The 11,693-nt window shown below is 63.3% G+C and carries 8 protein-coding genes; 4 read left to right on the top strand and 4 right to left on the bottom strand.

What is annotated here, in order from left to right; genetic code table 11:
• Positions 1 to 16: 16 nt before the first annotated feature.
• Positions 17 to 724: a tryptophan-rich sensory protein gene (locus C1J04_RS07660; RefSeq protein ID WP_009826653.1), complete on the top strand. Its 708-nt coding sequence runs from the start codon at positions 17 to 19 to the stop codon at positions 722 to 724.
• Between the two features lie 49 nt (positions 725 to 773).
• On the opposite strand, the gene der is transcribed toward C1J04_RS07660, so the two are convergent.
• Genes der through C1J04_RS07645 form a run of 3 tightly spaced genes read right to left on the bottom strand, consistent with a single transcriptional unit; the run spans position 774 to position 4,447 of the window.
• The gene (gene der / locus C1J04_RS07655) at positions 774 to 2,249 is read right to left on the bottom strand and encodes a ribosome biogenesis GTPase Der (RefSeq protein ID WP_009826652.1); all 1,476 of its coding nucleotides are present in this window, start codon (positions 2,247 to 2,249) and stop codon (positions 774 to 776) included.
• A gap of 50 nt (positions 2,250 to 2,299) precedes the next feature.
• A complete protein-coding gene (locus C1J04_RS07650; RefSeq protein ID WP_005852629.1) occupies positions 2,300 to 3,679 on the bottom strand; it encodes a PQQ-like beta-propeller repeat protein in 1,380 nt (459 codons plus the stop codon).
• Positions 3,680 to 3,733: 54 nt separating this feature from the next.
• Positions 3,734 to 4,447, bottom strand: coding sequence for a tetratricopeptide repeat protein (locus C1J04_RS07645; RefSeq protein WP_009826650.1), 714 nt, complete (start codon positions 4,445 to 4,447; stop codon positions 3,734 to 3,736).
• Positions 4,448 to 4,676: 229 nt separating this feature from the next.
• Between C1J04_RS07645 and C1J04_RS07640 the strand changes: the two genes are divergently transcribed.
• Both C1J04_RS07640 and C1J04_RS07635 read left to right on the top strand, forming a co-directional pair.
• Positions 4,677 to 5,927 carry an efflux RND transporter periplasmic adaptor subunit gene (locus tag C1J04_RS07640; protein WP_009826649.1) on the top strand — a complete coding sequence of 417 codons (1,251 nt, stop codon included), beginning with the start codon at positions 4,677 to 4,679 and terminating at the stop codon, positions 5,925 to 5,927.
• Entirely contained in the window at positions 5,924 to 9,751 is a 3,828-nt protein-coding gene (locus C1J04_RS07635; RefSeq protein WP_114865325.1) for an efflux RND transporter permease subunit, read from the top strand. The genes C1J04_RS07640 and C1J04_RS07635 overlap by 4 nt, the downstream gene beginning before the upstream one ends.
• Positions 9,752 to 9,754: 3 nt before the next feature.
• On the opposite strand, the gene C1J04_RS07630 is transcribed toward C1J04_RS07635, so the two are convergent.
• Entirely contained in the window at positions 9,755 to 10,981 is a 1,227-nt protein-coding gene (locus C1J04_RS07630; protein ID WP_114865324.1) for a multidrug effflux MFS transporter, read from the bottom strand.
• Positions 10,982 to 11,216: 235 nt separating this feature from the next.
• Here C1J04_RS07630 and C1J04_RS07625 point away from each other — a divergent pair, with 235 nt between their 5' ends.
• Complete coding sequence (locus C1J04_RS07625) at positions 11,217 to 11,675, top strand: DUF302 domain-containing protein (protein ID WP_009826646.1); 459 nt, start codon at positions 11,217 to 11,219, stop codon at positions 11,673 to 11,675.
• Positions 11,676 to 11,693 lie beyond the last annotated feature (18 nt).

Raw genomic sequence — 11,693 nt, 5'->3', positions numbered from 1 at the left:
TTCGCAAGGTAGCCCGATGTCCCGTTCCCTTATTGCCCTTCTGACCTTTCTGCTGGCGATCGGCTTTGCCCTGTCGCCTTTTTTTGTCTCCGGCTTCAACGGCTTTTCGCCGGACCAATTCCCCATTCCCCAAAACAACCCGCCGGTGCAGCCTGCGGGCTATGCGTTCTCGATCTGGGGGCTGATCTATGTCTGGCTGATCGTCGGCATGGGCTGGGGCCTTTGGAAACGCCGCGCGGATTACCTTTGGCACGACATGCGTCTGCCGCTCGCGCTGTCGCTGTTTGTGGGATGTTTCTGGCTTGCCGTGGCCGTGGCGAGCCCGATCTGGGCGTCGGTGCTGATCTGGGTGATGCTGGTGTCGGCGCTTTACGCGCTGTTCCGCGCCCCGCGTGAGGATCGCGGCTTTGCCGCCCTGCCCGTGGGGCTTTATGCGGGCTGGCTGAGCGCAGCCTCCTGCGTGTCTTTGGGGCTGCTGGCGGCCGGTTATGGCTGGATGAGCGGGCCAACCGCGGGGCTGGTCTTTGTCGGGCTGGCGATTGTGATTGCAGCGGGGGTCCAATCATCGCTGATGCGCGCGCCGACCTATGGGATCGGGGTGATCTGGGCGCTGATCGCTGTGGTGGTGGCGAATGTCGCGACGGCCCCGACCGTTGCTGCGCTGGCCGCGGGGGGTGCCATTGCGTTGATCCTGCCCACCTACCGGTCATGGCGGCGCGGCTAAACGCAAAGAACCGGAGTTTTGCAAACTCCGGTCCCGATTTTTGCAACTTCTAGCGGTCCTTGCGGTGCCCGTCGGTATGTTTGCGCAGCTTCGACGGTTTCGCTTTTTTGCGCCCCTTGTAGGGGTTGGCGTCCGACTGGCCGCGCATCCACAGGCGGATCGGCGTGCCCGGCATGTCAAAGTCCAGCCGTAACCCGTTGACAAGATAGCGGTTATAGCTTTCCGGAACCTTATCGGGGTGGCTACACATGACCACGAACCCCGGCGGGCGGGTCTTGGCTTGGGTCATATAGCGCAGCTTGATACGCTTGCCCTGCGGCGCGGGGGGCGGGTGCGCCTCGATCATGCCAGACAGCCAGCGGTTGAGCTGTGCAGTGGTGACACGGCGGTTCCAGACCTCATAGGCGCGCATGATCGCGTTGTGCAAGCGGTCCATTCCGCGCCCGGTCTTGGCCGAAACGGTCACCAAAGGCGCGCCCTTGAGCTGCGGCAGAAGCCGTTCAAAGCTTTCGCGCAGGTCTTTCAACTTGCCCTGCTTGTCCGTCTCAAGGTCCCATTTGTTCACCGCAACCACAACGGCGCGGCCTTCGCGTTCAGCCAGATCGGCGATGCGCAGGTCTTGCTGTTCAAAGGGGATATCCGCATCCAGCAGAACCACCACAACCTCGGCGAATTTCACCGCACGCAACCCGTCGCTGACGCTCAGCTTTTCGAGCTTTTCCTGCACCTTGGCGCGTTTACGCATCCCGGCGGTGTCAAAGATCCGCATCGGCACGTCGAACCAGTCGGTTTGCAGCGAAATCGCATCACGGGTGATCCCCGCCTCCGGTCCGGTGAGCAGACGATCCTCGCCCATAATCTGGTTGATCAAGGTGGATTTACCCGCGTTCGGACGGCCTACGACGGCCACCTGCAAGGGCTTGGTCTTGGTGGGGACCGGCATGGGTGCCTCTTCGTCGCCCAGTTCGGCTTCTTCCTCGGTCAGGTCCACATCTGTTTCCGGCGCATCGGTTTGCGCCCGCTCGGCGAAACCGTCGGCGATTGGCATCAGATGGGTGTAAAGATCGTTCAGCCCCTCGCCGTGTTCGGCAGACAGGCGGATCGGTTCGCCAAGGCCAAGGCTGTAGGCCTCGATCACACCGGCGTCGGCGGCTTTGCCCTCTGCCTTGTTGGCGGCCAGAATGACATGGGCGGATTTCTTGCGCAGGATATCGGCAAAGACCAGATCGGACGGTGTGACCCCCACGCGGGCGTCGATCATGAACAGGCAGATGTCCGCCATATCCACGGCACGTTCGGTCAGGCGGCGCATCCGGCCCTGCAGGCTGTCGTCGGTAACTTCTTCAAGTCCGGCGGTATCCACCACGGTGAATCGCAGGTCGGCAAGCCGCGCCGCGCCTTCGCGCAGATCGCGCGTCACACCGGGCTGATCATCGACCAACGCCAGCTTTTTACCGACCAGACGGTTGAACAGCGTGGATTTCCCGACGTTGGGACGGCCCACAATGGCGAGGGTGAAAGACATGGAACGGCTCCGAAGACTAGGTCAAGCCCGCCGCTTAGCCTATTTGCGGCCTAACGGAAAGCGTGCAATTGCCCTTTCGCGGATACGACGTACAGAACGCCCCCCGCCACGACCGGCGCAGTGGTCGCCCCGCCGGGGATCGTCACCTGTGCAACCAGCGCGCCATTGGTGGGGTCAAAGCTGCGCAGCGTGCCATCACTAGAGGCCACGATCACGCGGCCGCCGGCAAGGATGGGGCCGTAGTTGCCAAAGACCTCGGACTGGCGCTTGGGCTTGTCCTTGACGAAATTCGGCAGCGGTGTGCCCCAGATGCGGGTGCCGGTGCTGGCATCCAGACGCACCAGCTCGTTCAGGTCGGTCACGACAAAGACGCTGTCGCCTGCGGGCCAGACGGGGCCGATCGCGCCTTCGCGCGCGGTCCACTGGCGTTCGCCGCCGCCAAGGCTCAGCGCCGCCAGACGGCCCGACTGGTTGCCCACGTAAACGGTATCGCCAGAGATTACCGGCGCGCTTGTCACATCAGAGATATTGGCCAGCGCGCGCCCCGGGCGTTTGCCCACGACGGACGTGTTCCAACGATCCAGCCCGCCCTGACGGAAAAGCCCTTGCACCTCGCCCGAGCCGAAGGCCAGCACGGCGATCTGCGACCCCACGGCGGGGGCCGGTGCGCCAAGCACATTGTTGATGCTGCTGGTCGATCCGGTCTGCCATTGCACGCGGCCGTTGGATTTGTTCAGCGCCCAGCCGGTATCGTCGCCGGAGGTGAAATAGACCATATCGCCAAAGACTGTCGGGGCCCCCGATCCGGTGCCATCGATATCCTGCGTCCAGCGCGTGCCGCCACTGTCGACATCCAGCGCCGTGACCGACCCGAAGCCGAGCGAGACATAGACTGTATTGCCATCAACGGCCAAGCCGCCGCCCGTCGCATCGCCCTGCCCGTCGCTTTGCGGCGTCAGGTCACGGGTCCAGAGGGTCGCCCCCGATGTGGCAGAGGTCGCGGTGACCGTCGCGCCGGAATCGATGGTGAACACACGCCCGCCCGACACGACAGGCGTCGCGGTGATGCGTTGCTTGCGGCTGTCGCCCTTCCCGATAGAGGCGGACCACGCAAGCTGCGGGGCCGCACCAAGCGCGGGGTGGCTGACGCGGGTGCTTGGCGTGCCGGGGCTTTGCGACCAGCTTGCGTTTGTGGTCGCTGCGGGCAGCGAAATCGCGCGTGTTGTATTGGCTGGCACCGGCGCATCGGCGGGGGCTGCAAAGCCGTCGCTGCCTTGCAGGACCGATCGCACATCCTCGCGCACGCCGGGCAGGATCACCTCAGGTTCGGCGCAGGCCGACAGCAGCAGCGATGCCACCACCGCCCCCATCCCAAGTGAGGCACGGCGCGTCGACGTGGGTTTCAAGGAGATGCTGTGGAGAATGGTCATGGCCCTGCTCGCTTTGCTCTTTAAGTCCGTGTCACCTGAAGGGTTCAGGCAGGATTAGTTATTGTCTGCATCCAGCGCCGGCACGGTGTCCGTTTGCGGCGCGGGGGCTGCGGCACCCATTTGCGGATCCCCCCCCAAGGCGACAATCACCTGAAGGGCGCGTTGTTGCAAGTCCGAGGTCACATCCGCGTCGTTCAGGATGCCCTGATAGCGTTCGATCGCCGCCTCGGGGGCGTCTTCTTCGATGTCGATCATGGCCAGTTGTTCTTGCGCCAGCAAGCGCAGGCTGCTGCCGGGCTGCGCCAGATTTTCCAACGCCAGACGGCGTTCATTGGCGGGCATATCCGATCCTTGCAGGGTAATCGCCTTGAACTGGGCGATTTCGCGGTAGATCGCGGGCACATCCGCATCCAGCCCGACGCCGTTCAAGGTGGCGACGGCGGCGTCGGTCTCGCCTGCTTGGGCTTGTTCGGCGGCGGTCAGCAAGCCCAGCATGGCACCGGCGCGGGGGTTTGTGGCCTCGATTTTTTCAAAGGCGGAAGCGCGGGCGGCTGTGTCTTCAGCGGAAAGCGCTGCAAACATCGCGTCGCCAAGGGTTTCCGCCTCTGCGCGGGCCTGCGCTTTCTGGTATTCGTTCCACGCGGCCCCACCGACCAGCAGGATCACGGCCAGCACCGCAATCCAGCCATAGCGCTTGAGCATAAAGTAGAACCGGTCGCGGCGGACCTCTTCGTTTACTTCGTCGATGAAACTGTCTGTATCGCTCATGTGGTACCCGTCCCGCCTGATTTAACGCCCCTCTTAACCTGCGGCTGCGGGGCTGCCAAGGGCTTGGCTGCACAGCAAGTGACCCACGCGTTGTTCACAAGGTCGCATGTCGCAAGTTTTTTCAATAGTGAACTATGCAGTTCAGTTTTATTCGCTTAAGCATTTGGCCCTATAGCATACGACATACTGCGGTGCCGCAACGCCCGCGTTTCACTGAACCGAGGCCCGAATGCGCATCTTCCCCCTTCTTGCGGCCATCGCCGTATCCGCCCTGATGTATATGGCAATTTTCGAACGTGACGCCCTGTTGGGGCTGGCACAGGGGGCCGCGCAACCTCCGGCGCCTGCGGTGGATGGCGACAGCACCGATACCGCGTCCCCGTCAGAAGTGGCAGAGCCCGCGCGGGTGAAGGTCGTGGTGCAGCGCAGCGCGGCGGCACCGCTTGCCTCTGCCGTGATCGTGCGCGGTCAGACCACGGCGGCGCGGCAGGTGGCAGTCAAGGCGGAAACCTCTGCCGTTGTGGTATCGGCCCCGCTGCGCAAGGGCGCGACCGTGAACGCGGGCGATGTGCTGTGCGAGCTGGACCCCGGCACCCGTGGCGCGCAACAGGCAGAGGCGCAGGCCCGCCGCGACGAAGCACAATCCCGCGTCCCGGAGGCACAGGCCCGCGTGGCCGAGGCGCAGGCCCGTCTGGATGAAACCCTGATCAAGCTGAACGCGGCACAAAAACTGGGCGAAGGCGGGTTTTCGTCGCAGACCACGCTGGCCACCGCCGAAGCTGCTGTCGCCGCCGCGCGCGCCGCACTCAGCTCTGCCGAGGCGGGGCTGAATGCGGCACATTCCGGCATTGAGGCTGCGGAGGCCGCCGTTGCCAGCACACAGGCCGAGATTGACCGGCTGACCCTCACCGCGCCGTTCGAAGGGCTGCTGGAAAGCGACACCGCAGAGCTTGGCAGCCTGCTGCAAACCGGATCGCTCTGCGCACAGGTGATCCAGCTTGACCCGATCAAACTGGTGGGCTTTGTCCCCGAGACCGAGGTTGACCGCGTCAGCCTTGGCGCGCAGGCGCAGGCGCGGCTGGCCGCGGGCGACCGCGAGATCGCAGGCACCGTCACCTTTATCTCGCGCGCCTCCGATCCGACGACGCGCACCTTTCAGGTGGAAATCGAGGTGCCCAACCCCGATCTGAGCATCCGCGACGGCCAGACCGCCGAAATCGCCATCGCCTCGGCCGGGGTCGAGGCGCATCTGCTGCCGCAATCGGCCCTGACGCTGAATGATGACGGCACCCTTGGCCTGCGTCTGATTGACGCCGAGAACACCGTAAGTTTCGCCGCAGTCACGCTCGTGCGCGACACGCCCGAAGGCATCTGGGTCACCGGCCTGCCTGAACAGGCAGATGTCATCGTTCTGGGACAGGAATATGTCACCGCTGGCGTGACCGTCACCCCGACCTTCCGCGACGAGGCCCCGGAATGAGCGGCATCGTCGATTGGGCCGCGGGCCGTGCCCGTATGGTCATGGCGTTTATCCTGCTGAGCCTCGTGGTGGGGGGCTATGCCTATTCCACCCTGCCCAAAGAGGGCGAGCCCGACATCGAGATTCCGGCGCTTTTCGTCTCGGTCCAGTTTCCGGGCATCTCTGCCGCGGATAGCGAAACCCTGCTGGTCAAACCGATGGAGACGGAACTTTCCGATCTGGACGGCCTGAAGACCATGACCGGCACCGCCGCCGAAAACTACGCCGGTGTCGCGCTGGAGTTCGAATTTGGCTGGGACAAGTCCAAGATCATGGCCGACGTGCGCGACGCGATGAGCACGGCGGAATCCAAATTCCCCGAAGGCTACGAGAAATATTCGATCACAGAGATCAACTTTTCCGAATTCCCCATCATCATCGTCAACCTCACCGGCCCCGTGCCCGAACGTACCATGGCCCGCGTCGCGCGTGATCTGCAAGACGCGCTGGAAGGCGTGGATGCGGTGCTTGAAGCAGGGTTGGCGGGCAATCGTGACGAGATGCTTGAGGTGCTGATCGATCCCTTGCGGCTGGAAGCCTATGACGTGACCGCGGGCGAGCTGATCAATGTGGTGCAGAATAACAACCAGTTGATTGCCGCGGGCGAAGTGCAATCGGATCAGGGCAGTTTCTCGGTCAAGATTCCGTCCTCCTTTGATGAACCGCGCGATGTCTATGCGCTGCCGGTCAAGACCAACGGCGACCGCGTGGTGACACTGGGCGATCTGGCGACCATCAACCTGACCTTTGAAGACCGCGAAGGCACCGCGCGGTTCAACGGGGAAAAGACGCTGGCGCTGCAGGTGGTCAAACGCAAGGGCTATAACCTGATCGACACCTCCACCCAGGTGAAAGAGATCGTCGCCGCCCAAAGCGCCGCCTGGCCCGAGGGGCTGAAAGCCGCTGTCACGCTTGGCACCTCGAACGATCAAAGCCGCATTGTCGACAGTATGGTGCAGCAGCTTCTGGGGTCGGTCTTTACCGCGATTGCGCTGGTGATGATCGTGGTGCTCGCCGCCCTGGGTATCCGTGCGGCCTTGTTGGTGGGCTTTGCGATCCCCACGTCGTTCCTGCTGTGTTTTGCCTTTCTCGCGCTGATGGGGATTTCCATCTCGAACATCGTGATGTTCGGGCTGATCCTTGCGGTGGGGATGCTGGTGGATGGCGCGATTGTTGTGGTGGAATATGCCGACGCGCGACAGCAACAGGGCGAAGGCCCCATGGCCGCCTATGTCGAGGCCGCCAAACGCATGTTCTGGCCCATCATCTCGTCCACCGCGACCACGCTTTGCGCGTTCCTGCCCATGTTGTTCTGGCCCGGCGTCCCGGGGGAGTTCATGGGCATGTTGCCGGTCACGCTGATCTTTGTGCTTTCCGCCTCGCTGGTGGTGGCGCTGATCTATCTGCCCGTCATGGGCGGCGTCACCGGACGGCTGGAACGCTGGATGGCGCAGAATATGACTGCCATCGCCAAACTGCGGTTCTATCTGCATCTGCTGCTCTTTCCCATTGTCGCCGCGATGATCGCCCTGCCATTGGCGCTGATGCAACCGCTGTTTGCCGTGATCTCGGCGCAGTTCGCGGGCATGGACGGGCTGGATATCCTTGGCTCGGTCATTCCGGTCTTTGCCGTGGTCTTTATCTGCATCGCAGTACTCTGCGCGCTGGTGGCGGTGGCGATGTCAGGCGTGATTTTGGGGCTGACCAGCTTTTTCGCGCTGTTCACCCGCATGGGCCGCCGGGGCCGCTGGGTCACATCGCGGCTGTTCCGCAAAGAGCCCACCGTGATCAAGGCGGGCTACCGTCGATCAGCCTTCGGGCGGCTCATTGCCTTTATCGCGGGCAATCCGGTGATGCCGCTGGTGGTCGCGGGGGTCGTCTTTGTCTTTGTCGGCACCACGATGATCTTCTTTGGCAACAACAGCAAAGGCGTGGAATTCTTTGTCGAATCCGAACCCGAGCAGGCGATCGTCTATGTGCTGGCAAGGGGCAACCTGTCGCTGGCGGAAAAAGACGCGATCATGCAGCAGGCGGAGGCGATCGTGCTGGCGCACCCCGGTGTCTCTACCGCCTTTGCCTTTGCTGGTGAAGGCGGGCTCGACAGCAATACCGGCGGGGCGCAGGCCCCCAAGGACAGCATCGGTCAGGTGCAGCTTGAAACCATCCCGTGGGAAGACCGCGCCCTGCGCCCGGAACTGGACGGCGACATCGTGATCGCAGAGCTCACCGAAGCGCTGAGCGCGATCCCCGGCATCAAGATCGAAATCCTTGCACAGGCGCGCGGCCCTGCGTCGGGCAAGCCGGTGCATCTGCGTCTGAAATCCGACAGTTTCACTGACCTGATCGCCGCCACGGCACAGGCCCGCGATACCTTCGAGAAAACCCCCGGCCTGACCCTGATCGAAGACACCCGCCCCCTGCCCGGCATCGACTGGCAGATCGACGTGGATGTCGCCAAGGCGGGGCAATACGGGGCTGATGTGGTCACCGTCGGCGCAATGGTACAGCTGGTCACCCGCGGGCTGCTGCTGGACACGATGCGGGTCGACAGTTCGGACGAAGAGATCGAGATCAGGGTGCGCCTGCCGCAAGAAGACCGTGTGCTCAGCACGCTGGACACGCTGAAGGTGCGCACGGCGGATGGGCTGGTCCCGCTGTCGAACTTCATCACCCGCACCCCCGTGCCCAAGCTGGCAGAGATCAACCGGATCGACCAGAAACGCTATCTTGATGTGAAGGCCGATGTCTTCCCCGGGCTGGTCAAGCTGGTGCGCACGGTGGATGCCTCCCAAGGCACCGCGCAGGCGGGCACGGCACAGGCGGGCGAGACGACAATCACCCTCGCTACGATGCGCCCTGCGGGGGACGCTGGCGAAATCACGGGGCCAGAGGGCGCGTCCTTCAAGATCACCAACCGGACCAATGCCGCCCAAGGTGTCGATCTGCAACAAGAGCTGGACAATGGCACCCTGCGCATGATCCCGATCAATGCCAACGAACGGATTGCGGAGCTGACCAAATGGCTGGAAACCCGGCCCCTGCCCGCGGGCGTCGGATATGAATGGACCGGCGACCAAGAGGATCAGGCCGAAAGTCAGGCGTTCTTGTCCTCGGCCTTTACCGCGGCACTGGGGTTGATGTTCATCATCCTGCTTGCGCAGTTCAACAGCATCTACAACTCGGTGCTGGTGCTGCTGGCGGTGGTGCTATCGACCACGGGCGTACTGATTGGCATGTTGGTGATGGATCAGACGTTTTCGATCATCATGACGGGCACGGGGATCGTGGCGCTGGCGGGGATCGTGGTGAACAATAACATCATCCTGATCGATACCTATCAGGAGTTCAGCCAGTACATGCCGCGGATCGAGGCGATCATTCGCACGGCGCAGGCCCGTATCCGCCCCGTTCTGCTGACCACCATCACCACGATGGCAGGGCTTGCGCCGATGATGTTCGGGCTGAGCCTCGACTTTGCCAATGGCGGCTACACCATCGACAGCCCCACAGCGCTGTGGTGGAAACAGCTCGCAACAGCGGTGGTCTTTGGTCTGGGCATCGCGACGGTGCTGACGCTGCTGGTCACCCCGTCACTGTTGGCGATCCGCGTGTGGGCCACCACCTATGCCCGCTGGATCGCGCGGCTGCTTGCCAAAATGTCGCTGGGGCGCGCCAGCAAATCCGCGCAGGACTGGGCGCTGGCGCGCGACGCACGCAGGCTGCAAACAACCGTGATCCAGTGGGAGGACACCGGACCGCCGGCCCATACCCCACCGGCGGAGTGACCCTTAGGCCGCGGCGGGCATCTGGTCGGCCGCCGCGGCCTCCTGCTGCTGGCGCAGCTTGGGCATGGTAAAGATCACCAGCCCCAATGCAGCCACACCACAAAGCGCGATGCTCACCACCATGGGCACGGCGGTGCCGTCAAAGAACGGCGTCGTCGCAGCGATGCAAAAGGCCCCCGTCAGCATTGTCAGGCTTCCGCTGAGCGAGGACGCCATACCCGCGCGCCGCCCATGCGCATCAAGTGCCGCGACCATCGCCGAAGGCACAACGACCCCCAGAAAGGAATAGGCCAGAAACAGCCCGATCAACAGCACCGGAAGCGTGCCGAAACCGGCCAGCACAACGCCCGTCAACAGCGCAGAGCAGACGGCAAAGCCGGTGACACCGCGCCCGATCAGCGTGGCGAGCCCCCACATATCGGCCAGACGCCCCGCCGCTTGGGTGGCGATAAAGAACCCCACCGCGTTAAAGGCGAAAGCCAGCGAGAACTCGGTCGGGGTCAGCCCGAATTGACCGGTGTAGACGAAGGACGCGCTGGAGATGAACAAGAAGAAGCTTGCCATGCCGAAACCCGCAATAAAGGTCAGGCCGACGAACACCGGATCGCGGAACAGGATACCACAGCTGCGCGACAGCTCGCGCAGATTGACCTTGCGGCGTTTGTCTGCGGTCAGCGTCTCGGGCAGCGCGATCTGCGCCATCGTCAACGTCGCCGCCGCAAGGATCGCAAGGGCGAGGAAAATCTCGCGCCAGCTGCCAAAGCTGACCACCGCGCTGCCCGCCAAGGGCGCCAGCATGGGCGAGACCGAGATCACCAGCATGATCGACGACATCAACCGCGTCGCCTGCGCACCGGTGTACATATCGCGCACGATGGCACGGGGAATGACCATCACCGTCGCCCCGCCGATGCCCTGCACCAAACGCCCCAGCACCAGCGTCTCGATGTCGGGGGCGACAGCACAGATCACCGCGCCGACACAGAAAATGCTCATCCCGATGGCAAGGGTCTTTTTACGCCCGATCTGGTCGGACAGCGGCCCATAGACCAGCTGCGACACGCCGTAGGCGAGGAAATAGGCGACCAGCGTGATCTGGGCCGCCGAGACAGAGACATCCAGCGCCTCTTCGATCGCGGGCAAGGCAGGCAGATACATGTCGATGGCAAAAGGACCTGTCACACAGATAGAGCCAAGAATAATGGCGGTACGGAACATTCCGGCAGGCATGGGTAGTCCTTCAAATTTATGGGCAAGGCTGTGGGGGTGCCGCGCGTCGTGGCGCTCGGCCAGCGCTGAGCTAGCACATATGCCCCCGACGGCAAGAATGCACCATGTTGTTTGTATGCATATACCGGCAATTCACTGCTTGTTGATCGAATTTTGCTCGTTCATGGGGCAAGACGTACTAGGTTCCAGAGGGAAGCCGTGGCCTGCGGGCCGCGCAAACCAAAGGAGAGACCTCATGATCCGCAAGACACTCGCCGCGACAACGCTCGCTCTAACGACACTGGCCGCCCTGCCCGCCGCCGCCGACATCATCACCAAGAAGAGCCCCCATTCCGTGCCCGACACAATCGACCGTCTGGAAACTGCCGTGACCGAAGCCGGTGCCACGGTCTTTGCCCGCGTGGACCACGCCGAAGGGGCGACCAAAGTGGATATGGAGCTGCGCCCGACCACGCTGCTGATCTTTGGCAACCCCAAGCTGGGCACGCCTGCAATGCTGGACGGTCAGACCGCCGGTCTGGACCTGCCCATGCGCGTGCTGGCCTATGCCGATGACAGCGGCATGGTGCATGTCAGCTACCACGACCCCGCCACATTGGCCGCAGACCACGGGTTGCCCGATGACGCGGAGTATCTGACCAAAATGACCGGCGCGCTGGACAAGCTCACCGATAAGGCCATCGCGGAGGAATAACCCCCGCGCCGACCAAAC

The sequence above is a fragment of the Sulfitobacter sp. SK025 genome (genome assembly GCF_003352105.1).
Taxonomy (GTDB): domain Bacteria; phylum Pseudomonadota; class Alphaproteobacteria; order Rhodobacterales; family Rhodobacteraceae; genus Sulfitobacter; species Sulfitobacter pontiacus.
The sequence above is the reverse complement of the archived record's forward strand: the minus strand, read 5'-3'. Positions and strand labels throughout refer to the sequence as shown.